We start from the raw sequence: 24,675 nt of genomic DNA, 5'->3' as shown, positions 1-24,675 counted from the left end.
CCGTGCCGAGCGTCTCCGACGGATGAACAGCAGCACTGCAGTGGCTTGCCCTCTTCGCGTTCTTTCGGCTTACTTCCGTGCTGTCTGAGGCCCGGGCGTAGGTGAACCCGCAGAGTGCGGTGTGGCGGTGGCTGGAGAAATCGGCAGCGGGGGGCAGCGCCGCATTGGGCGCGAGATTTCGGCGTTGCGCAACAAAGCGCTCGAGTGGTATCCAGCAGGCAGGCCAACATGACAGAGTCTGTTCTGCGGCTGATGATTGACAAGCCTCGCGAGCTGACGGCTTTCGCTTCCCTCATCGCCGGCCTCCGGTATTAGGGGTTGTCGGCTGGACTGACGGGAAGCCCTGAGCGGCAGGAAAGTCCGTATTCGTATACCCCGGCAATTCCAGTCGATGCAGAAATCGAGATCAATGGTGTCGCCGGATTCGTTGATCACACTGTGGTGCCAGCACCGCAGGGAAAACCCTCTTCGTGTTGCGACGCAGGATACCGTTGCCCGCGATCTAATCAATCTACTTAGAGATCTAGCAGCGGAAGCACCGGGCGGCGGAATCTTGGTATCGATCGATGCAGGGCCATGGATGGGTGCCAGCAAGAAGGAACGTGATCGCCTTTATCGTCGCGTGGTGGATACGGCCAGCAAGGCGGTCGAGCGTGGAAAGCCATTCGTGGACTTCAGAAAACTTCCGCAGGGGCCGTTTCCTCTGCCCGCCGTCGGCTTCTGCGAAGCCCTTGATTCCGATCACCGGTCACCATCGGCTTCAATGATCTAACAGCAGGCTGGTCTGGACGCGTGTCGCCGGATGGGCGAGGCTGGTCCTGCACCGTGGGAGAAATGCGTAACAGTCTGGGTCGTGCGATGGAAAGCAAATTTGCAAATCAACTGGCCCGCGTGCGCACGGTCGAACCGGAAAAACCTATCGGACTCCTGCTCGATAGTCGGCCGATGCACGGAAAGAGGGGGAAGCCGGAGCCGGTGTTCGACCTTCCACCACTAGTCCTCAACCAATTGCTTTCTGAAATTACCGTAGACTGGCCCGGCGTTCTAACCAAGGCTTGGCTGATTTCGCCGAATACCTTAGCCAGGAGAGCCAGCAGAAGACGCGCCTGCGCTTCTTCACTGCTCATGTGAACTCTATGCTCATCAAGTACAGCAGTCGCTTCTTGAGGGGATTCCACGACCGTAGCCTCAATCGCGGCCTATACTTCGGTAGTGGCGGGTCGCCTGTCGTTCCGTCGGGGCATCCTGTCCCATTGAGACTTTACTGTCGGAAGTGCCTGATCCTCCCACCATCTCTTAACGCGCGGCGTAGCCGCAATGGCAACATCAACGATAATTTGAGTAAGGAGATCACAGATCTCCTCACGAGTCGCCTCAGTAAACTCGTCTCGCTCCTTCGTTCGCGAAGTTGACGTGTATTCGCTGCCCATGAGTGCATCTACTTCAATCTCGCCGCCCGGAATGAAGTCGCTATCCGTCATGCTATTTCATTCCTCTCTTGCGGTTTTTGAGTATGCGCCTCGGCGCGTGCGGCGAGGTATTTGGCCCAGTCGCGTCGCGCGTAGGCGACCCAGCGGAGTGCGGTGTGGCGGTGCATACCGGTCACGTCGGCGAGGATCGGGCTGGGGAGGTCAGCGGCAAGGGCGGCCAGTGCCGCGTTGCGGACGGTGCGAACCGGGATGCCGTGCCGGTTCAGTTTCTGGGTCATGCCGTGTGTGGACATCGGCTTTCCGGGGACCATGCTGCCCGGGAAGAGCCATTGTCGTGGTGGCCTCCATCCGAGCCGCCTGTGCGGCAAGACGGGCGACGGCCGACGGAGCGGTCGGCGAGGGTGCGGTCACAGGCCCTCCGGTCGCCGGATCGAGGTCCGGCGCACGGCCGGAAGCAGGCCGGGCGTCTCGCCGCCGGCGGTCTTGCGTGCCTCTTCGTTGACGACCCGGACCTCGATGAGGTCGTTGGGCTGGCAGCCGAGGATGTCGCATAGAGCCGCGAGGATGTCCATCGACATCTGCTGCGGCGGCTGCGTTACCAGGCGGAAGACCTGCTCGCGCGAGAGGGTGAGGCCTCGTTCGGCCAGCAGCGGCACTAGGCCGGTGGTCTGGAACATTTCCCGGTGCTGTCTCCCGGCGCCTCCCCCGTGGGCCCGGGCGACGCATGAAGCCCCCGGCGGCTGCTCCTGCGCCGCCGGGGGCTTCTCCGCGCCGCTTTTCGTGGTGCAGCGTCAGACGCAGGTTGGTGCGATGTGACGCCGCATGGCGACCATGCGGCCGGAGGCCAGGGCAAGACCGGCAAGGCGGGAGCCGCCGAGGATGCTCTTGGCGGTGGTGCCGGTGAGGTCCTGGTCTCGCCCCTGAGCCTGAGCATCATGCAGGCAGAGCTGGGAGTCGGGGGCCAGGGTCAGCAACCGGCCGTCACGTTCCCGCAGTAGATCCACCCGTAGAGGGCCTCGGGGGTCCGAACCGCATACCACTTGTTGCCGTAGTCGTTTCGGACCGAACCAAGCACGACAAGAATCTCGCCCCAAGGGCTGTAGACGACAGGGTCAGACGCCCCATATACATCCTCCCTGACATAACCGCCCGAGGACACCGTGGTCTCGACATTCGCTACCGAAGTGGTGGCGGTGGTGATCGGCGCGGCTGTCGTGGTGTTCGTGCCGATGGGCGTGGATGCCGCCTGCGCACCGGTGGTGAGACCACCGGTCAGTAGGACGGCTCCCACCACCGCACTGGTGAGTGCAAGTCGAATACGCATGGGTTTCTCCCTCAAGGTCTAAGTGTTGCTGTCGCCGAGTGTTCGGTATTCCGGATGTTCGATGCGCCCTGCTCACCCGAAGCGGCTTCAGGTCCAGCCCGCTGCGTTGAGGGCTATTCGTCGTGTGGAAGCGCTGAAACGTACCGGACCAGCCCTTATTTGGCCGGTCCGGTCCCAGGAGCCGCTTGTTTGTCCGGTCGTCGTCTTCACCACGACTGGCGCGTTCGCCCAGACTGCCTTCTCGGGGGGGACCGGTGTCTTGTACGAAGGCGCAACTTTCCTGACCGCTCTTGGTCGGTGGTGGTCTGGTCGGGCGGAGGGGAGGAGTTCCTGTTGTTCGAGACCGGGAGTCAAAAGATCTTCATCCGATGTCGGGCGTCGGCGGCGTTACGGGGTCAGGTGATCGGATACCGCGGGTACCGGCTGCCCGGGCGCGGCCGGCCCAGGGTCACGCTTCCCTCGGCCACGGTCACACTGGTCCTGGGATGGGGGGACGCCTTGGAGATATCGCAAGGTCCGGGCGGCAGGGGCGAGCCCGCCCATTGGCTTTCGATGATCGCGGGGCCGCAGACCGCGCACGTCCTTGCCAGCTACCGGGGCATCGGGCAGGCAGTGGAAGTCGATTTCACTGCGCTTGGCGCCCACCGGTGCATGGGTATACCCCTGCACCACCTCGCCCAGACGCTGGTACATCCAGACGAGGTCATGGGCACAGGCTGGACCACCAGGACCACCGAACAACTCGCCACGGCCCAGAACTGGGGCGAGCGCTGGGCCCTGCTCAACAACATCTTCGCCAGACAATGTGCCTACCGTCCCCCGCCCCCGCCCTCAGTCGTTGAGGCATGGGACCTGCTACGTGCCCGCCACGGCAGGGCGACCCTGTCCGAACTCACCCGAACCACGCGGCTGGGTCAAAGGCGCATCCAGTCGCTCTTCCGCGACTACGCCGGAATCCCACCCCAGACCCTTTCCCGGATCCTCCGGTTCCAGCACGCCCTCACCATGCCACCCGACCGATACCGGTCGCTGGCCGAACTCGCGGCAGTGAGCGGCTACCACGACCAGGCACATATGAGCCGGGACTTCCGAACCCTCTCCGGGCACACCCCCGCGCAGCTATGCCGTATCGCCCGGACGACATCACGAGGCAACGCCGACAGCGACGGATACCTCAGCGGCTTCTCCGTGTCGTGACAGAGGCACCTTCTCGCACCGAGCGCGCCCAGGCTCTGGCCGACCTGGAGCTGGAGGAGGCGATGGCCCGACGGAGCGGCCACGATGCCGCGGGCCGGCGGCGGGAGTGATGGCAACCGCCGCCGGCACCGCCGCCGCCGGCTGCTCGTTCCGGTGGGGCCCGGGCCGTCCGGTACGCGCTGGCGGGGCTGCTGCGCCGCGACGTCGAGGCGACCGCGCCCGCGGCCCGGCACCGTCCTCCCCGCCACCGCGGGGGTGTTCCGAGCGGAAACCCGCCCCCTCATCGCCGAACGCATCCTCGCCGCCGGACCCGACCCCCATGCCCGCCTCTTCACCGGCCCCCGTGGCGGACGCATCTCCACCGCCGTCCTCCGTGACGCCACCCACTGGGACGACGTCGTCACCTCACTCGGCCACGAACACCTACGCAGGCACGACCTCCGCCACACCGGCCTCACCTGGTTCGCCGACGCCGACGTCCCCGCCCACGTCCTCCGCAGGATCGCCGGACATGGCTCTCTCCTCACCACCCAGCGCTACCTCCACCCCGACATGTCCCAGATCACCCACGCCGACACCACACTCACCGCCCACCTCAATCCCATCCACGCCCCCCCTCACCCTCACCGTCCAACCCGCCCCCGGACCCCGGCGGAGGCGTACTGGCCCCCGGCTGATCCCCAAGAACGGCGAAAAGGCGGTATCGGATTTCTCCGATACCGCCTGCGACCTGCCGAAAAGCAAGTCGGGACGACAGGATTTGAACCTGCGACCCCTTGACCCCCAGTCAAGTGCGCTACCAAGCTGCGCCACGTCCCGAACCACGCTGACCTGGGGTTTCCCCCTGGCCGAACGCGCATGAGAACAATACCGCACTTGAAGCGGTGGTCACGAACCGCTTTCCTGGCGTGGTGGCCTTGACCTCAAGCTCGGTTCAGGTTGCAGCGTGGACCCATGACCACGACAACGAGCAGGACGTCGGGCACCGCCCCGGCGCGCGTCCCCGGCCACCGGGATCTCGACCGGCTGCTGGCCCTGATGACCGGTGACGAGAAACACGGACCCGCCGCGACCTCCACCCTCGACACGCTCTGGGTGCTCTACGACCGGGTCCTGCGGGTGACACCCGCGACCGTCGGCGCACATGACCGCGACCGCTTCCTCCTCTCGAAGGGGCACGGGCCGATGGCGTACTACGCCGTCCTCGCCGCCAAGGGGTTCCTCGACGAGGAGCTGCTCCCCGGGTTCGGTTCGTACGACTCGCCCCTCGGCCACCACCCCGACGGGACGCTCCTGCCCGGGGTCGAGATCGGCAGCGGCTCGCTCGGGCACGGGCTGCCGCTCGCCGTGGGGACCGCGCTCGGGCTGCGGGCGCAGGGCCTCACCGACCCCCGCGTGTGGGTGCTGATCGGCGACGCCGAGCTGGACGAGGGCAGCAACCACGAGGCCGTCGCCTTCGCCGGGCCCGCCGGGCTCGGGCAGCTCCACACCGTGGTGATCGACAACGCCTCCGCCAGCCACAGCCGGCCCGGCGGGATCGCCGCGCGGTTCGAGGCGGCCGGCTGGTCCGTGCGGACGGTCGACGGCCGGGACCACGAGGCGTTGTACGAGGCGTTCACCGCACCGCACGAGGGGATCCCCCTGGCGGTCGTGGCCCGGGTCGAGCCCAAGTCATGAGCGTCGGCGAGTCCCTCCGTACCGAAATCACGGACCCACCACGAACTTCCGGAGTTGATTCCATGGACACCATGCGGGAACGGTTCATCGCCACCACCTCCCGGCTGCTCGACGAGGACCCGCGCCTCGCGGTCGTCCTCGCCGAGATCAGCAGGGACGGCTTCACCGGGGCCGCGCGCCGCCATCCCGACCGGGTGATCAACGTCGGCATCCGTGAGCAGCTGCTGATCGGGGTGGGCGCCGGGCTCGCCCTCACCGGGCTGCGGCCGGTCGTGCACACCTTCGCGAGCTTTCTGGTCGAGCGGCCCTTCGAGCAGGTGAAGCTGGACTTCGGGCACCAGGGCGTGGGCGGAGTGCTGGTGAGCGCGGGGGGCTCGTACGACTGGCCGGCCGGCGGTCTCACCCACATGTCACCGGGCGACGTGGCGCTCATGGACACCCTCGACGGCTGGCACATCCACGTCCCCGGCCATCCCGACGAGGCCGAGGCCCTGATCCGGCGCGCCGCCGCCGGGGACGGCCGCGACTACGTGCGGCTCTCCGAGCAGAGCAACGCCCGGCCGACGCCGCTCACCGGGCCAGGGTTCCGGAGCGTGCGCGAGGGGCGCGGCGGGGTGGTGATCGCCGTCGGGCCGATGCTGGACAACGTACTGGCGGCGACGGAGGGGCTGGACACGACCGTGCTGTACGCGACCACCGTGCGGCCCTTCGACGGCGCGGCGGTACGCCGGGCCGTGGCCGCCGGGCACGCGGCGGACGTGGTGATCGTGGAGCCGTACCTCGCCGGGACGTCCACGGCCGCCGCCAACGACGCCCTCGCCGACGCCCCGCACCGGGTGCTCGGGCTGGGCGTGGCGCGGCGTGAGCTGCGGCGGTACGGGCAGCTCCACGAGCATGTGGCCGCCCAGGGCCTCGACCCGGCGTCCCTGCGCGAGCGGATCTCGGCGTTCCTGGGGCATTGAGCCTGGGACAGGACGTGCTCCCGGGCGTGGCCCGTCGCCCGGAACGCCGGGGAGCGTCTTCCGGTCCGCCGGGGGAACCTGTACGGGAGCCCTGCCGGCGTCGCCGACGGGAGCACTGACGACGGGAGCACGCGTACGGGCACAGGAACACAGGAACAGGAACACAGGAACACGGGCACACGGACGGGCACAGGTAGGGAGTCAGCCATGAACGCCAGCGGTGACCTGCTCATCGACGCCTTCGGCCGTATCCGCGAGGTGGTGCACGACGCCGTCGCGGACCTCACGGCGGAGGAGCTGGCCACCCGACTGGACGACGGGGCGAACTCGATCGCCTGGCTCGTCTGGCACCTCACCCGGATCCAGGACGACCACGTCTCGGACGCGGCCGGGACCGACCAGGTGTGGACGTCGGAGGGCTGGGCCGGGCGGTTCGAGCTGCCGTTCTCCCACGGGTCGACCGGGTACGGCCACTCCCCCAAGGACGTCGCCAAGGTCTCGGGCGTCACGGCGGACCTGCTCACCGGCTACCACGACGCCGTCCACGACCGGACGGTCGAGTACCTCGGCACCCTCAAGGTCTCCGATCTCGACCGGGTCGTGGACGACGCGTGGATCCCGCACGTCACCCTGGGGGTCCGGCTGGTCAGCGTCATCTCCGACGACCTCCAGCACGCCGGGCAGGCGGCCTTCATCCACGGGGTGCTGGGGCGGCGACGGTAGGCGGGGTACGGGAGCCAGGGACCGGCGGAGTCGTACGGGAAGCGGGGACCGGCGGAGCCGTACGGGCGGCCGGGACGGCAGCAGCGGAGGCAGCGCGAGCAGGAGCGGGAGCGGGAGCCGCGGGAGCCGTCTCGCACGCCCCGCCCAGCGGCGTGTCCGGCAGGTACGAGAGCAGTTCGCGCGCCGCCGGGCCCGTCCGCCGGTCCTCCGGGAGCACCACCGAGACCTCCCAGAAGGGGTCCTCCGCGCCTGTCAGGGGGACGGTCCGCAGCACGGCCGCCTCCTTCTTGCGGGCGATCGGCCGGGGCACCACCGCGATGCCGAGTCCGTGGCCGACCAGCTCGATCAGGCTGTGCACGTCGTTGACCTCCAGGGCGACCCGCCGGGCCGTACCGGCGGCGGCGAAGGCGCGGTCGTTCAGGCCCCGGGCTCCCCAGTCCTCGTGGAAGTCGACAAAGACCTCGCCGCCGAGGTCCGCCCACCGGACCCCGGCCGCCCCCGCCAGGGGATGGCCGGGATGGCAGAGCAGCACCATCGGTTCACTGGCCAGCGGTACGAGCCTCACCCCGTCGGGCGCGGGTCCCGACAGGGCGGCGAACGCCAGGTCGAGCCGCCCCTCCGCCACGTCCTCGACCAGCGCGGCCGAGCCCGCCTGCCGGAGCCGTACCTCCACATCCGGGTGCTCGGACCGGAACCGGGCGAGCAGGCCCGGCACGTGCACCCCGGTGACGCACTGCTCGGTGCCGACCACCAGCGTGCCCCGCAGGAGGCCCTGGACCGCCGCGACCGCCTCCTTGCCCGCGCGTACGCTGGCGAGCGCGCGGTGCGCCTCCACCAGCAGGGCGCGCCCCTCGCCGGTGAGCTCGACGCGGCGGGTGCTGCGGACGAACAGCGGAGCCCCCAGCTCGCGCTCCAGGGCCCTGACGGAGGCGGAGAGTCCCGACTGGGAGACCATGAGCCGGTGGGCCGCGCGCGTGAAGTGACGTTCCTCCGCGACGGCGACGAAGTATTCGAGATGCCTGAGTTCCACGATTCAGAAGCGTACGCGCTGAATGTGTTCGCTTTCTTCTGTTGGACGCGCCGGTGGAACGGTTGCCAAGGTGTGTACGTCCCGCCGGAACCGGCGGGACCCCGCAGCAGAAGGGCTCCCCCACCATGAAGACACGCCGCATCGGGACCGTGGACGTCAGCGCGATCGGTCTGGGCGGTATGCCCATGTCCATCGAGGGCCGGCCGGACGAGACCCGTTCGGTGGCCACGGTCCACGCGGCGCTGGACGCCGGTGTGACGCTGATCGACACCGCCGACGCCTACCACCTGCACGCCGACGAGGTCGGGCACAACGAGTCGCTGATCGCCAAGGCGCTCGCGTCCCACGACCGGGGCGGCGACGTGCTCGTCGCCACCAAGGGCGGCCACCTGCGCCCGGGGGACGGTTCGTGGACGCTGAACGGCTCGCCCGAGTACCTCAGGGCGGCGTGCGACGCGTCGCTGCGACGGCTGGGGGTGGAGGCGATCGGGCTGTACCAGTTCCACCGCCCCGACCCCAAGGTGCCGTACGCGGAGTCGGTCGGCGCGATCCGCGATCTGCTGGACGCGGGCAAGATCCAGCAGGCCGGCATCTCCAACGCGGACCCGGAGATGATCCGGCAGGCCAACGACATCCTCGGCGGCCGGCTGGTCTCCGTACAGAACCAGTTCTCGCCCGCCTTCCGCTCCAGCGAACCGGAGTTGGAGCTGTGCGCGGAACTGGGCATCGCGTTCCTGCCGTGGAGCCCGTTCGGCGGCATCGCGCGGGCCGGTGAACTGGGGTCCAAGTTCGCCCCGTTCGCCCGCGTGGCCGAGGCGCACGGCGTGAGCGCGCACCAGGTCTGCCTGGCGTGGCTCCTGGCCAAGTCCCCCACGGTGATCCCGATTCCGGGTTCCAGCCGCCCGGCGACGGTCCGCGACTCGGTCGAGGCCGCCGATCTGACCCTGACGGCCGAGGAGTTGGCGGAGCTCGACGCGGCGTGACGCGGTACGGCGCGGTGGGGGTGGGCGTGCGCCGGACGGACTCGACCAGCCCGTCCGGCGGGCGAACACGCCGTGAAGACCGCGCCACACCCCGCCCCGTCCGACCCATTGACCCCTTGTAATACCGCCACCTACGCTGTGCGACGTACTCCAGAAAGCGCTTTCTAACCCGCCGGCCCCACCAGCACCCGGGAGCGCCCATGAGAACCTCGCCGCCCTTTCTTGTGATCACCGCGTTACTGGCGCTCGTCCTCGGCCTCGGGATGGCTTCGCCGCCCGAGGCCGAGGCGGCGCCGTTCCGCGTCCTGGTCTTCTCCAAGGTCACCAACTTCTCGCACGACTCGATCCCCGCCGGAGTCGAGGCCGTCAGGCAGCTGGGCACCGAGAACGGCTTCGAGGTCGAGGCCACCACCGACGCCACCGCCTTCACGACGGCCAACCTCGCCCGGTTCCAGGCGATCGTCTTCAACAACACCAACTCCACCCCGGAGAGCGGGGATCTGCTCGACGCCCCGCAGCGCGCCGCGCTCCAGGGATTCGTCCGCGCGGGCGGTGGCTGGGTCGGTCTGCACGCCGCCTCCGCCAGCGAGCGCGACTGGGGGTGGTACGAGGGGCTGGTCGGCGCGATCTTCGACAAGCACCCAGCGATCCAGACCGGCCGCGTCAAGGTGCTCGACCAGGCGCACCCCTCCACCCAGGGGCTTCCCGAGCTGTGGGAGCGCACGGAGGAGTGGTACAACTGGCGCACCAATCCGACCGGCAAGGTCCACACGCTCGCCCAGATCAAGGTGAACGACGGCATCACCGGTCTGGACGAGGGCGTCGACCACCCCTGGTCCTGGTGCCAGAACTACGACGGCGGGCGCTCCTGGTTCACCGCGGGCGGCCATGACGCGTCCGCCTTCCGGGAGGACGCCTTCCGCAAGCACCTCCTCGGCGGCATCCAGTGGGCGGCGGGCAACAAGCCGGGCGACTGCACGGCCACGAAGACCAGTTCGTTCCAGCGGACCGCGCTGGCCACGGAGGATCTGGCCGACCCCTTCGAGCTGGCCGTCGCCCCGGACGGCCGGGTGTTCTTCATCCAGCGCACCGGCAAGCTCAAGGTGATCGACCAGAAGACCCTGAAGGTCTCGACCGCCCTGGACTTCGCGTACACGCCGGAGATGACGAGCCAGTCCGACGGTCTCCTCGGCCTGGCGCTCGACCCGGACTTCGCGACGAACAACTGGCTCTATCTGCTGAACTCCGACAAGACCGAGAAACAGCTCAACCTGTCGCGCTTCACCGTGACGGGGAACACCGTCGAACCGGGCTCCGAGAAGCGGCTGTTGACCGTCCCGACCCAGCGCGACGAGGGCCGGGCCAACTCCCACATGGCCGGCTCGATCGCCTTCGACAAGAACGGTGACCTGTACATCGCGACCGGCGACAACACCGATCCGTTCGCCTCCGACGGCTTCACGCCGATCGACGAGCGCGAGGGCCGCCGCGCCTGGGACGCCCAGCGCACCTCGGGCAACACGAACGACCTGCGCGGCAAGATCCTGCGGATCACGCCCGAGGACGACGGTACGTACACGGTCCCGGAGGGCAATCTCTTCGCTCCCGGTACGGAGCAGACGCGCCCCGAGGTCTACGCGATGGGCATGCGCAACCCGTTCCGGATCACCACCGACCCGCGCAGCGGGGCGCTGATGGTGGCCGACTACGGCCCCGACGCGCGCGAGGCCGTCGCCGACCGCGGTCCGGAGGGGACCGTCGAGTACAGCAGGATCACCGAGCCGGGGAACTACGGCTGGCCGTACTGCACGGGCAACAACACCCCGTTCAACGACTACGACTTCGCCACCAGGACGTCGGGCGCGAAGTTCGACTGCGGCAGGCTCGTGAACGACTCGCCGTACAACACCGGCCTGCGCGACCTGCCGCCGGCCAAGCGCGCGACGGTCTGGTACGCCTACTCCGCGTCGCAGCAGTTCCCCGAACTGGGCACGGGCGGCGCGGGTCCGATGAGCGGTCCCGTCTACGACTACGACCCCGCGAACCCCAACCCGGCCAAGTTCCCCGAGTACTTCGAGGGGAAGTGGTTCACCTACGAACTGACCAGGACCTGGTTCAAGACCTTCTCGTTCCAGGAGAAGGACCAGACGTTCCAGGATCCGCGCTTCGCGCCGGTGAAGGCGGGCGATCTCCAGTCCATCAACGGCGTGTTCGCCGATATGAAGTGGAACCAGCCCTTCGACGCCGACTTCGGCCCCGACGGCGCGCTGTACGTCATCGACTTCGGGCTCGGCAGCGGTACGGGCCGTGGTGGCACGAACGAGGGCTCGGGCATCTACCGCATCGACCACGTCGGCGACAACCGGCTGCCCACGGCCAAGGCCACCGCGACCCCTGACAGCGGAGTCGCCCCCTTGAAGGTGACCTTCTCCAGCGCGGGTTCCGGTGTCCCCGGCGACCTGCCGGCCACCTACGCGTGGGACTTCGACGGGAACGGCACCACCGACTCGACGCAGGCCAATCCCTCCCATGTCTACCGGACCGAGGGGCAGTTCACCGCGCGGCTGACGGTCACCGGACCCGGCGGACTCACCGCGAACTCCGTCCAGGACATCACCGTCGGCAACACCCGGCCGGTGGTGACCGTCCAACAGCCCCCGGACGGAGGGATGTTCAGCTTCGGCGACACCATCCCGTTCACGGTGAAGGTCAAGGACCGCGAGGACGGGAAGACCGGCGAGGACGGAGCCATCGACTGCTCCCGCGTGGTCGTCCAGTCGCAGCTCGGGCACGACAGCCATCTGCATCCGCTGGACAACTACACCGGCTGCGCGGGCGAGATCGTGACAGACGCCGGGGACAGCCACGGCCCCGGCCAGAACCTCTACTACGGCATCACCGCCACGTACACGGACCGCGGGGCCGGTGACGTGCCCGCGCTGACCGGTTCGTCCGCGCTGACGCTGCGCACGACGTTCCGCGAGGCGGAGCACCGTACCGAGACCGGCGGCGCCAACGGCGGTGCGGTGACGGGCGACCGGGCGGACGCGTCGGGCGGCAAGCGGCTGACCGAGATCGAGGACGGTGACTGGATCGCGTTCTCCCCGGTCAGCCTCAAGGGCATCACGTCCGTCACGGTGGGCGCGGCGTCGGGCGGGATCGGCGGCAAGATCGAGTTCCGCAACGGCTCGCCGACCGGTCCGCTCATGGGCACGGTGACCGTCCCGAACACCGGCGGCTGGGGCAACGTCGTGTCGCCCAGCGTCAACCTCCGGCCGGTGGGCACCACCGTGAAGATGTACGCGGTGTTCGTCAACCCCGAGTGGTCGGCGGAGAAGGCGGACCTGTTCGCCGTGGACTGGCTGCACTTCAACGGCCCCGGGGTGGAGGCCAAACCGGCGACGAAGGTCACCGTGACGGCGGCGCCCGTGAGCGCCGCCGACCCGCTGACCCTTCAGCTCGGCAGCACGGTCGCCCCGGCGGCGGGACGCACGATCGCCTCCTACCACTGGGACTTCGGCGACAACACCAAGGCGACGGGCACGGAAGGGCCGACCGCGCGCCACGCGTACGCGCGGCCGGGTCCGTACACGGCGCACCTGACCGTCACGGACGACAAGGGCGACACCACCACAGGCGCGGTCCGGATCGACGCAGGCGGAGAGGACAGTTGAGATGACCGGCACACGGCGCTCCTTCCTGGGCGGAGCGGTGGGTACGGCGGTGGGCCTGGCCACCCTGGGGGCAGGCACGGCGGCGGGTACGGGGACGGCCTCGGCGGCCCCCGCGTCCTCCCCCTCCTCCGCCTCCCGCCGGTGCGCACGGCGCATCCCGCCGTCCGGGATCGGCATGCACCTCTACACGATGCGCACGCCCCTCGCGACGGACTTCAAGGGCACCCTGGAGCAGCTGGCGCGGATCGGCTACGCGACGGTCGGGGTCAGCGGCAGGCACGGGTACAGCGCGGCCGACATCCGGCGGATGCTGGACGAGACCCGGCTCAGGGCGGTCCTCGAACACGTCGGGTACGGCACGGTCGCCGGCAGCGGTCTGCCGCAGGCGATCGAGGACGTCCACACGCTCGGCGGGCGCTGGGTCGTGGTGCCGAGCCTGCCCGCCGAGCTGCACTCCCCGGCCGGATACCGGGAAGCGGCACGGCAGTTGAACAAGGCGGGGCTCCTCGCCAGGGAGTCCGGTCTCAAGGTGCTCTTCCACAACCACGACGCCGACCACGTGGTGGTCGACGGCGAGAACCTGTACGGCATCCTGCTCAGGGAGACCGATCCCGACCTGGTCGGGTTCGAGCTGGACCTGTACTGGGCGGCGAAGGGCGGGGACGATCCTGGCCGGCTGTTCGTGGAGCACCGGAACCGCTTCCCGGCGCTCCACGTGAAGGACATGGCGCCCAACGGCGGCTTCGAGGACGTCGGTTCGGGGGTGCTGGACTTCCCGGCCATGTTCGACACGGCGCGCAGCGGTGGTGTGAAGCAGTGGCTCGTGGAGCACGACTCCCCGCCGGACCCGTTCGTCAGCGCGCGGAACAGCTACCGGTACCTGTCCCGGCTGCGGTACTGAGCACGGCGCCAAGTCCCTTGTAGAAGAAGGTGGTCGGGCGGAGCGTCCCGCCCGGGTCCTCGGCGTGGCCGGGGACCACACCGAGCACGGTCCACCCCGCCGAGCGGTACAGCGTCTCGGCGGGGCTGTCCGTCTCGGTGTCGAGCAGCAGCAGGGTGATCCCGGCCTCGGCCGCCGCCGTCTCGGCGTCGGCCAGCAGGGCGCGCCCGAGACCGCGGCCGCGTGCGTCGCGGTGGACCATGAGTTTGCGGATCTCGGCGCGGTGGCGGGCGTTGGGCTTGTCGGCGTACGCCACGGCGACCGTACCGAGGACACGCTCGCCGTCCCGGCAGATCCGTACGGCCAGCTCCCCCGCCCGGACGGCACCGGCCTGCGCCCGCCACCAGGCGAGGGCGGCGGTACGGTCCAGCGGGTACAGGAAGCCGACGGAGGCGCCGCCCGCGACGGTGTCGACCAGGAGATCGGCGAGGGTGTCGAGACGGTCGAGGAGTTCGTCGGCGCCGAGGGTTTCACTGACCGGGCCGGGGCCGGTGCTCACGGCAGGACCACCACCACGGCGTACCTGACCGGTTCCGTCCCGAGGCAGCGGAAGCGGGTCGGGCCCCAGAGCCGCGTCCGCAGGCAGTCGCCCGCGCGCAGGGTGTGCGCCGTACCGTCCACCGTCATCTCGACGGATCCGTCGAGCACCCAGACGTGCTGCTCCATGCCGGGCACGGGCGGCCGGTCGTACGACAGGTCCGCGCCCGGCCGCAGCGTGCCCTCGACCACCTCGGCCCGCAGCCCCGCCTGCGGCGGCGACACCGACCGGCGGACGAAGCCGGAGGCCTCGTCGGTCCACACGGTCTGGGCGCCGGCCCTCACCAGGTGGGCGGGCTCGGTCTCGACCTCGCTGAGGAGCTGCGACAGCGTACGCCCGTACACCGCGCAGAGCCGTCCGAGCAGCGAGGCGGTGGGACTGATCTCGCGCCGCTCGGCCCGCGACAGGGTGGAGCGGCTGACCCCACTGCGCCGCGCCAACTCCTCCAGCGACCAGCCCTGTTCGTTCCGCAACTCCGCCAGCCGCGCGGCAAGCAGCACATCGACCCGGTCGGCCCCGGGTCCGGCACCCTCTTCTCTCACATGCGGGAGGATATCCCAGATCCGGGATTCCGGTGACGCCTGAGAGGCGCGCGCCGGACGCCGGGCCCGTTCAGTCCGCCGCGGACGCCGCGCCCAGCAACTCCCTGATCCGGGACGCCGCTTCGCGGAACTCGTCTCGGCCCAGCGTTTCCGTGTAGTCGCGTTCCGCCGGGAGGCCCACGTCGATGATCTCGGTGACCGTGCCGGGCCGCGGGCTCATCACCACCACCCGGTCCGCGAGATAGACCGCCTCCGAGATGGAGTGGGTCACCAGCAGCACGGTGGTGCCCGTCTCGTGCCAGATCCGGTGCAGTTCGCGGTTCATCTGCTCCCGGGTGAGCGCGTCGAGCGCGCCGAACGGCTCGTCCATCAGCAGGACGGGCGGTTTGTGCAGCAATGCCCGGCACAGCGCGACCCGTTGCTGCATGCCGCCCGACAACTCGTGCGGATACGCGTCCTCGAAGCCGGTCAGCCCGGTCATCTCGATGAGTTCGTCCGCCCGCCGGCGCGCCGCCGCGGCCGGCATCCGGCGCATCTCCGCCTGGAGCAGGATGTTGCGCCGGGCGCTGCGCCACTCCAGCAGCGCCGCCCGCTGGAAGACGTACCCGATGTCGGGGCGCGGGCCGTGGACCTCTTCGCCGTGCAGCCGTACGGACCCGGCGGACGGGTCGAGGAGACCCGCGACCAGCTTGAGCAGGGTCGACTTGCCGCAGCCCGAGGGGCCGACCAGGGCGACGAACTCCCCCGCCGCCACGTCGAGCGAGACGTCGCGCAGGGCGGTGACGTCGCGGTTCTTCGTACGGAAGCGGACGGAGACGCCGGACAGGCCCACCGCCGGAGCCGTACCGGCCGCGCCCGAGCCCGAGCCCGCGCCCGCCCCCGCCCGCGTCCCGTCCGTCGCACCCGTCTTCCGGAGCGTCGCATCCGAGGCCATCGTCATCCCTTCAGCGCCGTGCCGCTGTCCCAGTACTCCGCCACCGCCTTCGGGCTCTTCACCAGCCCGGCCTCGGCGAAGACGTCGATCGTCTGCTGCCAGTCGGCGTCGGTGTTCACGCCCGGCGCCCTGCCGTCGGTCGCCTCGGTGTGGAGCAGGGTCAGAGTCGTCTTGAACTGCTCCGACAGGACGATGTGCGGCGGCAGTTGCTCCGACGCGCCGTGCATCGCGGCGATCGCGGGCTCGGGCGCCTTCTCCGCCGCCGCCCACGCCTCACTCACCGCTTTGACCATCCGCCCGGCGAGTTCGCTCCTCCCCGAGAGGATCTTCTGGCCCGCGATGAGGCCGTTGGAGTAGAAGTTCAGGCCGTGTTCGGAGAAACGGAGGTACGACACCGGCTTCTTCGCCTTGTCCTGCATGGTCGGCCCCTGGTCGCTCGCGTACCCGAGCAGCGCGTCCGTCTTCCCCGAGATCACGGCGGCGATCTTGCCCGCCGGATCGGTGTTCTGGATCTTGACGTCCGACTCGTCCAGACCGTTCTTCTCCAGGAAGATCGGGAAGGTCTTGCTGAGCGCGTCACCCGCCGTGCCCGCGATCGTCTTGCCCTTGAGGTCGGCCGGCGCGCTCACCTTCTGGTCCGCGAAGTACTGCACGGACGACGGCGTGGTCTGGAGGAACACCCCCAGGCTCTTCACTCTGACGCCCTGGTCGACCCCGCTGAGCAGCGCCGGTGTGTCCGCCCAGCCGAAGTCCGTCTGGCCCGCGCCGGTCGCCTGGACCGTCTTCTGCGAGCCCTGGCCGGCCCGGATGGTGAGATCGATGCCGTGCTTCTCGAAGATCTTCTGCTGCTTCCCGTAGTAGAACGGCGCGTGTTCGCCGTACGGGTACCAGTTGAGCGTCAGCGTCACCTTGTCGAGCTTCTTGCCGGAGTCACTGGTCGTGGTCGCCGGCCCGTCGTCGCCGCAGGCGGTGACGGTCGCCACCAGGAGCAGCGGTACGAGGCCGGTCATGAGTCTGCGCGCGTGCATGGCGAGGCCCTTCACTGGACGGAGTTCGGGCGGATCGGTACGCGGTGGGAGAAGCAGAGGGGATATGCAACGGTGGGGGTACGGGACCGGGTCGGTTCAGTACGCCGTACGGATCAGAACGCCGTGGTCGCGCCCACGTCCCGGCGGCTGGCGTGCCAGGGCAGCAACAGCTTCTCGGCGATCTCGACCAGGACGAAGAGCACCACCCCGATGAGTGACATGACCAGCAACCCCGCGAAGAGCATCGGCGTGTCGAGGTTCCCGTTGGCCTGGAGGATCACATAGCCGAGCCCCTCGTTGGCCCCGACGAACTCACCGACCACCGCCCCCGTCACGGCCAGGGTCACGGCGACCTTGAGCCCGGAGAACAGGTGCGGCAGCGACGCCGGGAACCGTATCTTCACGAAGGTCTGCCACGGCTTCGCCCCCATGGTCGCGGAGAGTTGGAGCATCTCCGGGTCAACTGCCTTGAGCCCGGTGACCATCGAGATCACCACGGGGAAGAACGCGATGAGCACGGCGATCAGGATCTTCGGTGTGATGCCGAAGCCGAGCCACACCACGAACAGCGGCGCGACCGCGATCTTCGGCACGACCTGGGCGAAGAGCAGGATCGGGTAGAGCGTCTTCTCGACGGTCGACGAGTAGACCATCACGACCGCCGCGAGCACGCCCACCGCGACGGCGATGACAAAGCCGAGCAGGGTCTCGTAGGTCGTCACCCACGTGTGCTGCCAGAGGTAACTCGTCTTGCCCGTAAGGACGTCCAGGGTGGCGCCCGGTGACGGGACGAGGTACGGCTCCACCAGCTCGGCCGCCGCGACGATCCACCAGGCCGCGAAACAGGCGACCAGCAGGACGGCCGGCCGCCAGCCCGCGTCCACCAGCCGGGCCAGCCGCTCACCCGCCCCCGGCCGGTCGCGCGCCGACACACCGGACACGCCGCCGGACGCACCGGATCCGCTCTTCGAAAACCGACCCCGGCCGTCGCTCTGCACCTGACTCGGACTCGCGCTGGGAGACTGGCTCTGGCTCACAGTGAACTCCTCGGGTGATCCGGGCAGTTACAAGAGCTAAGCGCTTTCAGAAAGCGCTTTCTGGTACGGTGATCGCCACGCTAATGACTCTCCGTCCATACGGTCAATAGGTCGTCCCTAAATTCCGGGGGTCGAGTTGAGTGAACGGGAAGCACGCAGACCGGAACCGCCCGCCGCGCACGCCCATGTCACCCTCGACGCCGTCGCCCGCCGCGCCGGGGTCTCCCTGGCGACCGCGTCCCGGGCCCTGAACGGCACCACCCGCGTCCGCGAGGAACTGCGCCTGCGGGTACGGGCCGCGGCCGATCTCCTCGGCTACATCCCCAACGCCCACGCCCAGGCGCTGGCCGGCGCCGCGGGCAACACCGTCGGCGTGATCTGCCACGACGTCGGCGACCCCTACTTCGCCGCGATCGCCGGCGGCGTGATGCGGGCCGCCGCCGAGCAGGACGTGCTGGTGATGCTCGCCAGCACCTTCCGGGAACCGGCCAGGGAGATCGCGTACGTCTCCATGCTCCGCGCGCAGCGGGCCCGCGCCATCCTGCTGATCGGCTCCGGCTTCGAGGACCGCGCCTGGGAACGGACCCTGGACGCCGAACTCGCCCCGTACGTCCGCGCGGGCGGCCGGGTCGCGGTCGTCAGCCGGCACCGGAGCCTGCGCGCCGACGCCGTACTGCCGGAGAACAGGGGCGGGGCGGCCGCTCTGGCCCGCGCCCTACTGGCCCTGGGCCACCGGGAGTTCGGCGTGCTGAGCGGACCGCCCGCGCTCACGACGGTCGCGGACCGGCTGGCCGGGTTCCGCGAGGGGCTGGCAGAGGCCGGGGTCACCCTGCGTCCCGGCGCCGTCGTCCGCGGCGCGTTCACCCGGGACGGCGGATACGCCGCCGCCCGGGAGCTGTTGGCCGGACCCACCCTCCCGACCTGCGTCTTCGCGGTGACCGACGTGATGGCGGTGGGCGCGCTCGCCGCGTTCCGCGAGGCGGGCCTGCGGGTGCCGCACGACCTCTCGCTCGCGGGCTTCGACGACATCCCGCTCGTACGGGAGTTGACGCCCGCGCTCACCACCGTCGCCCTGCCCCTCACCGAGATGGGCCGGCACGTCATCTCGCTCGCCCTGCGCGAACCGCGCGGGACCCGGGCCCGGGTCCTGCGGGTGGGCGGTGACGTGGTCCTGCGGGGCAGCACCGCGCCACCCCGCCCGGCCGACCGCACCGCGCCGCCCCGCCCGGCCGTCCCCGGACCGTGAGGGCCCCTGCGGGGCCCTACTCCGGTACGCGAGGGACCTCGCGGCGGTCCGGGAGGCCCGGGAGCAGGCCGTCCTCCCGGCGCCTGATCTGCGACATCAGCTCCGCCGCGAACGACTTGATGGTGTCGAGGCCCGTACGCCCCCAGCGCCGCGGCTCGGTGTCGACCACACAGACCGTGCCGAGGGCCAGGCCTGTACGGTCGATGAGCGGGGCCCCGAGGTAGGAGCGGATCCCGATCTCGTCCACCAGCGGGTTGCCCGCGAAGCGGGGGAAGTCGCGGACGTCTTCGAGGACGAGCGCCTTGCGCCGGACGACGACGTACGGGCAGTAGCCGTGGTCGCGGGCCATGAACCGCTCACCGCCCGTCCCCCGCACACCGCCGGTCCCCCGCTCCCCGTCCGTGCCCCCGTCGCCGTCCGTGCCCCGCGCGGTGTGCAGCCCCGCGAAGAACTGCCGGTTCTCGTCGATGAAGTTGACCATCGCGTACGGAGCGCCCGTCATCTGCGCCAACTGCTGGGTGAAGGCGTCGAAGGCGGGCTCCGGCCGCTCGCCCAGCCCGAGCCGCCGTAATCGCCGCACGCGGTCGGGCGCCTCCCGGTCGACGGGCGTGAGCAGCAGGCGGGCGATCGGGTCGTACCTCATGCGGGTGCTCCGTCGCTCGGGAACATCGGGGGCCGCGGCGTCATTCGGCGTGCTCGGGGGCGGGGTCCGGGGCCGACATCGGGATCGGCTTCGGGATCGGGGTGAGGCTCAGGCTCGCGGCGGCACCCGGACTCGGACTCGGGCCGGAGCGCGCACCCGGCCCCACCCCCGCGTCCGGCGCCGGACTCGCCCCGGTCGTCGCCGTGAGCAGATGCTGGACGAGCGTGACCAGCGTCTGGATCCCGGAGCTGGCGATCCGCGCGTCGCACAGCACGATCGGCACGTCCGGTCTGAGGTCCATCGCCGCCCGTACCTCTTCCGGTTGGTAGCGGTACGAACCGTCGAACTCGTTGACGGCGACCACGAACCCGATGCCACGCTGCTCGAAGAAGTCGACCGCGGAGAACGAGTATTCGAGCCGCCGCGTGTCCGCGATGACGATCGCGCCGAGCGCGCCCCTCGACAACTCGTCCCACATGAACCAGAAACGCTCCTGACCCGGCGTACCGAAGAGGTAGAGCACGTGCCGCTCGTCCAGGGTCAGCCGCCCGAAGTCCATGGCGACCGTCGTGGACGTCTTGGCCTCGACCCCCGTCAAGTCGTCGGTGGCCGCGCTGACTTGCGTGAGTAATTCCTCCGTGCTCAGCGGCGCGATCTCGCTCACCGCGCCCACGAAGGTCGTCTTGCCGACCCCGAACCCGCCCGCGACCAGAATCTTGAGGGCGGTGGGAAAGGATTCGGAGCTGAAGGATTCAGAGCTGTCGTCGTAGGCCATCGAGCACTGCCTCCAGCAGGGAAACGTCGGTGGGATGGTCGAAACTGTCCGGTGGCCGCGCGGAGATCGCTCCGCAGTCCACCAGGTCGGAGAGCAGCACCTTGGTGACGGTCGCGGGCAGCCGCAGATGCGCCGCGATCTCCGCCACCGAGGTCGGTCTCTGGCAGAGACCGACGGCCTGCGCGTGCTCGGGCCCCAGGTGCGCGTCCGGCACCGAGCCCGTGGACATCACCAGCGTCAGCAGGTCCAGGGCCGTGGTCGGCCGCGTCCTGCCCCCGCTCACGGTGTACGGACGGATGAGCCGGCCGGCTGCCTCGTCCAGCCAGGGCCCGTCCGTCGTGGCCGACACGCTCACAGCCCCCCCGTGGCACTCGGGGTCGTACCCGCCGCTTGTCTCAGGGGGGTGATCAGGTACGGCCGTACGCTCTTGACCAGCATCGCCATCTCGTAGCCGAGGACGGCGGCGTCGGCCTCCCGGCCGGCCAGCACGGCGAGACAGGTGCCCGAGCCGGCCGTCGAGACGAAGAGCAGGGTGGAGTCGAGCTCGACCACGACCTGGCGGACCTCACCGCCGTCGCCGAACCGGATCCCGGCGCTCCGGCCGAGCGAGTAGAGCCCGGAGGCGAGGGCGGCCATGTGGTCCGCGCTGTCGGCGTCCATGCCGTGCATGGACCTCACCAGGCCGTCGGAGGAGAGCAGCACCGCGCTGCGGGTGTACGGGACACGCTGGACCAGACCGCTGAGCAGCCAGTCGAGGTCGGAGACATGGCCGGTCGGCACATCGCTCGCCATGGTGCATCTACTCCTTGGAGGTGGTGTCGTGGCGCTGCGGTTCCGGCTGTTCCGGGAGCGGGTCCGACAAGGGGTCCGGCAGAGGCGCCGACAAGAGGTCGGGCAGCGGGTCGGACAACGGATCAGGCCCGGGATCCCGCGACGGGTCCGGTGGCGCCTCCGCCCGGGGGCCGGTGACGGCGGGCTGGGCCTCGGCGAGGTCGATGCCGCGCTGGAAGGCCGCCATGAGACCGGGGTCGTGCAGGACCGGTTCGGCGGCGGGTGCCGGGGCGGGCCGGTCCCGTAGCTGCGGGACCAGGTGCTCCTGCCCCCGGCGCCTGGGCAGTTGGGGCCGGCTCGCGGTGGAGGGGAGGGTCCCGTCGGCGGCGGGCTCGGACGACGGGTAGGCCGGCACGCGCGCCTGGACCCTGGCCCCGGAGGGGGCGGCGCCGTCGGCCGGCTGCTGCCTCGGGTACGTGACGCCGGGGCGCGCGGCGGCCGGCGTGGGGCGGTCGGGCCGCTCACCACGGACGGGCAGCGGGGCGGGGGCGCCGGACCCGGGCGCGCGGTGCGAGGGGCGCGGCGGTGCCTCGTACGTCCGCTGCCGGGCCTGCGGTACGGGTGAGGGCGCCACCACGGGGGGCGGGGGTACGGCAGCGGCGGGCGCGGGCGGGACCGTACCAAGCGCCTCCATCCCCGGAACCACACCCGCACCCGGACCGGCGCCCGTCGGGGCCGCGGCCCCGTCCCGCCCGTCGGGAGCCGGCGGATGCTCCCCGCCCAGCAGTGCCTGCGGCAGGACGAGCACCGCCTGGATGCCGCCGTAGATGTTGGACTGCAACCGCACCGCGATGCCGTGCCGGCGCGCCAGCGCGGAGACGACGAACAGACCGATGCGGCCGTCCTGGAGCAGGTGCGCGACGTTGACCTGGTCGGGGTCGGCGAGCAGCCCGTTCATCTTCTTCCGCTCGTCGGACGCCATCCCGAGCCCGCGGTCCTCGACCTCGATGGCCAGACCGGCCGTCACATACTGCACGCGCAGCAGGACTTGGGTGTGCGGGGCGGAGAACAGGGTCGCGTTCTCGACCAGTTCGGCGAGCAGGTGGATGACGTCGGCGACGGCGTGGCCGCGCAGCGTGCCGTCGATCGGCGGCACCAGTTTGATCCGGGGGTACTGCTCGACCTCGGCGATCGCGGACCGCAGCACCTCGGTCATCGTGACCGGCTTGCTCCACTGCCTGCGCGAGATCGCGCCGCCGAGAACGGCCAGGTTCTCCGCGTGCCGGCGGATCCGGGTCGCCAGATGGTCGACGTGGAAGAGCCCCTTCAGCAGCTCCGGGTCCTCGACCTCGTTCTCCAGGTCGTCCAGGAGCTGGATCTCCCGGTGGACCAGGGACTGGAGGCGGCGGGCGAGGTTGACGAAGACCTCGACCTTCTGCTCGTTGCCGACGCTGCTGGAGAGCCGGGACGCCTGCACGACGGTGGTGACGGCCGTCTCCTGGGACCGCCTCAGCTCCTCCGCGAGCAGGTCGAACTCGTCCCCGCCGACGACGGGGGGCGGTGGCGTACGGCGCGGGGGCACGCGCTCGCCCCGCCGAAGCTGCTCCACGACGGCGCGCAGGTCGGCCTGTCCGCGCGCGCTGGACCGGCGCAGGGCGTTGCAGCGGTCGATGAGCGACCGCGCGGTGCGCTCCGCGCCGAGGGCGGCCGCCGCGACGGCGGCGAAGGCGACCAGCGCCATGCCGAACAGGGCCGCCCAGACCGCGGGGGTGGGCTCGGCCGCGGTGGACCTGAAGACCAGGGCCACGGCGGCCGCGCCGCTCAACGCCGCGACTATCGCGGGCAGAACGGCGGTGCGCAGGAGTTGGGGACGTATACGGGCGTCCGGGGGTGCGGGCCTGTTCGGCCGGCCCGGGGAGGGCAGCGAACGGGCGCCCGGCCGGCCGTGCCGCCCGCCTTCGCGGCGGTCCGGCCGCGCGGCGGGTGCGCGAAGTTGAGACATCAGTGTCCTCGGTACGTGGGGCCCCAGGAATCGGCGTTGCTGGTGGTCGACTGCGGCGCCGACGTCGGGTCCCACGCATGCCGCCGGAGCCCTCCGTTGATCACCGCGCACTCACGGTAGTCGCCAAGAGTTCGGGTGCGGTGGACAGTTGACGAAGTTGCCCACAGAGCATCCCGCTCCGGTATGAGGCATCGCACACCAGCACGAATGCCACACACCCCACGTACGGTCCCGCTCTACCCGCCCGGGGTCGGCCGCACAGGGGGCGCCGGCTGCTCCGAGGGCAGGATCACCGAACGGGTCAGGTGACGCGGCCGGTCCGGGTCGAGACCGCGCAGATCCGCCAGGGCGAGCGCGAGGCGCTGGATCCGTACCAGCTCGGCCAGCGGGTCGAGCCGGCCCGCCACCCACAGTCCGCCGGTCGCCGTGACCTGCTCGGCGAGGCCGTCGGGGGCCGGCCCGAGGCTCCAGGTCGCCGTGCCGCCGGTGGTGATGCTGATGGGCCCGTGGCGGTACTCCATGGCCGGGTACGCCTCGGTCCACGCGAGGGCGGCCTCCCGCATCTTGAGCGCCCCCTCCTCCGCGAGGCCGACGGTCCACCCCCGCCCGAGAAACGTGAACTGGTTGCAGCCCACCACACCCTCAGGCAGCGGCTCGGCGAGAGCGGTCCTCGCGTCCGCGACGACAGAGTCGCTGTGCAACCCGAGGTGAGCACGGAGCAGCGTCAGGGCGGTGGTGGCGAACCGCGTCTGGACGACGGACCGTTCGTCGGCGAAGTCGAGAACGACGAGGTCGTCCGCGGCGGTACGGACCGGCGTCCGCGGATCCGCGGTGATCGCGGTGGTACGGGCGGAGCCGCGCACGTCCGCGAGCAGCCGCAGCACCTCGGTGGTGGTACCGGACCGGGTCAGGGCGACGATCCGGTCGTACCGGCGACCCGACGGGAACTCGGACGCGGCGAAGGCATCGGTCTCCCCGAGCCCGGCACCCTCCCGAAGTGCGGCGTACGCGCGCGCCATGAAGAACGAGGTCCCACAACCGACAACGGCCGTGCGCTCCCCAGGGGCAGGCAGCTGTTCCTTGAGGCCGCCGGCCAACGCGGCCGCCCGGGCCCAGGATTCGGGCTGGTCGGCCAGTTCCGTCTCGACAAAACTCATGGTCTCCACTCCCACTATGATGGTTCCTGCATGCTAGATGAGCATTTCGATCAAAACCAAGC

The 24,675-nt window shown here is 70.4% G+C and carries 25 protein-coding genes, 1 tRNA gene and 1 pseudogene; 11 read left to right on the top strand and 16 right to left on the bottom strand.

The annotated features are described in order from the left end of the window. Positions 1-391: 391 nt before the first annotated feature. Positions 392-772, top strand: coding sequence for a hypothetical protein (locus ACIODU_RS04250; protein WP_401763680.1), 381 nt, complete (start codon positions 392-394; stop codon positions 770-772). A 62-nt stretch (positions 773-834) separates the two neighbouring features. Beyond that, positions 835-1,131, top strand: a complete 297-nt coding sequence (locus tag ACIODU_RS04245; protein WP_401763677.1) for a hypothetical protein — start codon at positions 835-837, stop codon at positions 1,129-1,131. 346 nt (positions 1,132-1,477) lie between these two features. Here the strand turns inward: ACIODU_RS04245 and ACIODU_RS04240 are convergent, their stop codons facing one another. From ACIODU_RS04240 to ACIODU_RS04230, 3 genes are all read right to left on the bottom strand, one after another. Further along, positions 1,478-1,708: a hypothetical protein gene (locus ACIODU_RS04240; protein ID WP_401763675.1), complete on the bottom strand. Its 231-nt coding sequence runs from the start codon at positions 1,706-1,708 to the stop codon at positions 1,478-1,480. Positions 1,709-1,837: 129 nt separating this feature from the next. Next, positions 1,838-2,107 (bottom strand): helix-turn-helix domain-containing protein, encoded by a 270-nt coding sequence (locus tag ACIODU_RS04235; protein ID WP_401763672.1) that lies wholly within the window; start codon positions 2,105-2,107, stop codon positions 1,838-1,840. A gap of 290 nt (positions 2,108-2,397) precedes the next feature. After that, positions 2,398-2,754, bottom strand: coding sequence for a hypothetical protein (locus ACIODU_RS04230; protein ID WP_401763670.1), 357 nt, complete (start codon positions 2,752-2,754; stop codon positions 2,398-2,400). Between the two features lie 651 nt (positions 2,755-3,405). Between ACIODU_RS04230 and ACIODU_RS04225 the strand changes: the two genes are divergently transcribed. Together ACIODU_RS04225 and ACIODU_RS04220 are read left to right on the top strand one after the other, a co-directional pair. Next, complete coding sequence (locus ACIODU_RS04225; protein WP_401763668.1) at positions 3,406-3,951, top strand: helix-turn-helix domain-containing protein; 546 nt, start codon at positions 3,406-3,408, stop codon at positions 3,949-3,951. A gap of 84 nt (positions 3,952-4,035) precedes the next feature. Next, positions 4,036-4,731, top strand: a complete 696-nt coding sequence (locus ACIODU_RS04220) for a tyrosine-type recombinase/integrase (RefSeq protein WP_401763665.1) — start codon at positions 4,036-4,038, stop codon at positions 4,729-4,731. On the opposite strand, the gene ACIODU_RS04215 is transcribed toward ACIODU_RS04220, so the two are convergent. Then, positions 4,697-4,770: transfer RNA gene (locus ACIODU_RS04215), tRNA-Pro, on the bottom strand. The genes ACIODU_RS04220 and ACIODU_RS04215 overlap by 35 nt on opposite strands. A gap of 135 nt (positions 4,771-4,905) precedes the next feature. Between ACIODU_RS04215 and ACIODU_RS04210 the strand changes: the two genes are divergently transcribed. From ACIODU_RS04210 to ACIODU_RS04200, 3 genes are all read left to right on the top strand, one after another. Then, entirely contained in the window at positions 4,906-5,628 is a 723-nt protein-coding gene (locus ACIODU_RS04210; RefSeq protein WP_401763662.1) for a transketolase, read from the top strand. Between the two features lie 62 nt (positions 5,629-5,690). After that, complete coding sequence (locus ACIODU_RS04205) at positions 5,691-6,590, top strand: transketolase family protein (RefSeq protein ID WP_401763659.1); 900 nt, start codon at positions 5,691-5,693, stop codon at positions 6,588-6,590. Positions 6,591-6,797: 207 nt separating this feature from the next. Continuing rightward, positions 6,798-7,313, top strand: a complete 516-nt coding sequence (locus tag ACIODU_RS04200) for a DUF664 domain-containing protein (protein WP_401763657.1) — start codon at positions 6,798-6,800, stop codon at positions 7,311-7,313. On the opposite strand, the gene ACIODU_RS04195 is transcribed toward ACIODU_RS04200, so the two are convergent. Beyond that, the gene (locus ACIODU_RS04195; protein ID WP_401763654.1) at positions 7,282-8,343 is read right to left on the bottom strand and encodes a LysR family transcriptional regulator; all 1,062 of its coding nucleotides are present in this window, start codon (positions 8,341-8,343) and stop codon (positions 7,282-7,284) included. The genes ACIODU_RS04200 and ACIODU_RS04195 overlap by 32 nt on opposite strands. Positions 8,344-8,468: 125 nt before the next feature. Here ACIODU_RS04195 and ACIODU_RS04190 point away from each other — a divergent pair, with 125 nt between their 5' ends. The 3 genes from ACIODU_RS04190 to ACIODU_RS04180 all read left to right on the top strand — a co-directional run bounded on the left by ACIODU_RS04190 (position 8,469) and on the right by ACIODU_RS04180 (position 13,901). Next, positions 8,469-9,326 carry an aldo/keto reductase gene (locus ACIODU_RS04190; protein WP_401763652.1) on the top strand — a complete coding sequence of 286 codons (858 nt, stop codon included), beginning with the start codon at positions 8,469-8,471 and terminating at the stop codon, positions 9,324-9,326. A gap of 200 nt (positions 9,327-9,526) precedes the next feature. Beyond that, positions 9,527-13,000 (top strand): ThuA domain-containing protein, encoded by a 3,474-nt coding sequence (locus ACIODU_RS04185; RefSeq protein ID WP_401763650.1) that lies wholly within the window; start codon positions 9,527-9,529, stop codon positions 12,998-13,000. 1 nt (position 13,001) lies between these two features. Continuing rightward, the gene (locus ACIODU_RS04180; RefSeq protein WP_401763648.1) at positions 13,002-13,901 is read left to right on the top strand and encodes a sugar phosphate isomerase/epimerase family protein; all 900 of its coding nucleotides are present in this window, start codon (positions 13,002-13,004) and stop codon (positions 13,899-13,901) included. Here ACIODU_RS04180 and ACIODU_RS04175 read toward each other — a convergent pair. The 5 genes from ACIODU_RS04175 to ACIODU_RS04155 form a co-directional block, all read right to left on the bottom strand. Beyond that, positions 13,855-14,439, bottom strand: a complete 585-nt coding sequence (locus ACIODU_RS04175; RefSeq protein WP_401763645.1) for a GNAT family N-acetyltransferase — start codon at positions 14,437-14,439, stop codon at positions 13,855-13,857. The genes ACIODU_RS04180 and ACIODU_RS04175 overlap by 47 nt on opposite strands. Further along, positions 14,436-15,020, bottom strand: coding sequence for a helix-turn-helix domain-containing protein (locus ACIODU_RS04170; protein ID WP_401763642.1), 585 nt, complete (start codon positions 15,018-15,020; stop codon positions 14,436-14,438). The genes ACIODU_RS04175 and ACIODU_RS04170 overlap by 4 nt, the downstream gene beginning before the upstream one ends. A gap of 70 nt (positions 15,021-15,090) precedes the next feature. Beyond that, positions 15,091-15,960, bottom strand: a complete 870-nt coding sequence (locus ACIODU_RS04165; RefSeq protein ID WP_401763640.1) for an ABC transporter ATP-binding protein — start codon at positions 15,958-15,960, stop codon at positions 15,091-15,093. Beyond that, entirely contained in the window at positions 15,957-16,982 is a 1,026-nt protein-coding gene (locus ACIODU_RS04160; RefSeq protein ID WP_401763637.1) for an ABC transporter substrate-binding protein, read from the bottom strand. The genes ACIODU_RS04165 and ACIODU_RS04160 overlap by 4 nt, the downstream gene beginning before the upstream one ends. A gap of 113 nt (positions 16,983-17,095) precedes the next feature. Continuing rightward, positions 17,096-17,923 carry an ABC transporter permease gene (locus ACIODU_RS04155; RefSeq protein ID WP_401763635.1) on the bottom strand — a complete coding sequence of 276 codons (828 nt, stop codon included), beginning with the start codon at positions 17,921-17,923 and terminating at the stop codon, positions 17,096-17,098. 232 nt (positions 17,924-18,155) lie between these two features. On the opposite strand from ACIODU_RS04155, the gene ACIODU_RS04150 reads away from it, so the two are divergent. Continuing rightward, on the top strand, positions 18,156-19,265 hold the full coding sequence (locus ACIODU_RS04150) for a LacI family DNA-binding transcriptional regulator (protein ID WP_401763633.1): 1,110 nt from the start codon (positions 18,156-18,158) through the stop codon (positions 19,263-19,265). A 16-nt stretch (positions 19,266-19,281) separates the two neighbouring features. Here the strand turns inward: ACIODU_RS04150 and ACIODU_RS04145 are convergent, their stop codons facing one another. The 6 genes and pseudogenes from ACIODU_RS04145 to ACIODU_RS04120 form a co-directional block, all read right to left on the bottom strand. Further along, the gene (locus ACIODU_RS04145; protein WP_401763630.1) at positions 19,282-19,908 is read right to left on the bottom strand and encodes a GAF domain-containing protein; all 627 of its coding nucleotides are present in this window, start codon (positions 19,906-19,908) and stop codon (positions 19,282-19,284) included. Between the two features lie 157 nt (positions 19,909-20,065). Then, a pseudogene (locus tag ACIODU_RS04140) lies at positions 20,066-20,683 on the bottom strand (GTP-binding protein); the annotation flags it as partial. Beyond that, the gene (locus ACIODU_RS04135; protein ID WP_356419541.1) at positions 20,661-21,032 is read right to left on the bottom strand and encodes a DUF742 domain-containing protein; all 372 of its coding nucleotides are present in this window, start codon (positions 21,030-21,032) and stop codon (positions 20,661-20,663) included. The gene ACIODU_RS04135 and the pseudogene ACIODU_RS04140, both read right to left, overlap by 23 nt. A 2-nt stretch (positions 21,033-21,034) precedes the next feature. After that, on the bottom strand, positions 21,035-21,475 hold the full coding sequence (locus tag ACIODU_RS04130; RefSeq protein WP_401763627.1) for a roadblock/LC7 domain-containing protein: 441 nt from the start codon (positions 21,473-21,475) through the stop codon (positions 21,035-21,037). A 7-nt stretch (positions 21,476-21,482) separates the two neighbouring features. Next, positions 21,483-23,456, bottom strand: coding sequence for an ATP-binding protein (locus ACIODU_RS04125; RefSeq protein WP_401763624.1), 1,974 nt, complete (start codon positions 23,454-23,456; stop codon positions 21,483-21,485). 236 nt (positions 23,457-23,692) lie between these two features. Next, positions 23,693-24,613 (bottom strand): SIS domain-containing protein, encoded by a 921-nt coding sequence (locus ACIODU_RS04120; protein ID WP_401763621.1) that lies wholly within the window; start codon positions 24,611-24,613, stop codon positions 23,693-23,695. Positions 24,614-24,675: the final 62 nt, after the last annotated feature.

The organism is Streptomyces sp. NPDC088261 (assembly GCF_044740805.1).
In the GTDB taxonomy this organism is placed as follows: domain Bacteria; phylum Actinomycetota; class Actinomycetes; order Streptomycetales; family Streptomycetaceae; genus Streptomyces.
Note: the sequence above shows the minus strand (reverse complement) of the source record. Positions and strands in the feature narration are given on the sequence as shown.